The 218-nt window shown below is 68.8% G+C and carries 1 protein-coding gene; it reads right to left on the reverse strand.

All coding sequences use genetic code 11. The annotated features are described in order from the left end of the window. Nucleotides 1-218 (reverse strand): transposase (locus tag FS770_RS13625; RefSeq protein ID WP_145012808.1); only part of this gene is annotated, 218 nt, incomplete at both ends.

A 218-nucleotide genomic window follows, 5' to 3' on the forward strand; every position in this document is an offset into this window, starting at 1 on the left:
AGAGCGGGTCGCCCTTGCGTCCGCGGTGTCCGTGCAGTTCCTGCTGGACTCGGCGGCGGCACTCATCGAGAGCGTCCCCGGCCAACCGGATGACGTGGAAGGGATCCATAACCGTGACGGCGTCCGGCAGCTCCTCGGTGGTGGCGGTCTTGAAGCCCGCGAACCCATCCATGGCCACGACCTCGATCCCATCGCGCCAAGCCTGGTCCCGCTCGGCC

Source organism: Kocuria salsicia (assembly GCF_007681555.1).
Taxonomy (GTDB): Bacteria; Actinomycetota; Actinomycetes; order Actinomycetales; family Micrococcaceae; genus Kocuria; species Kocuria salsicia.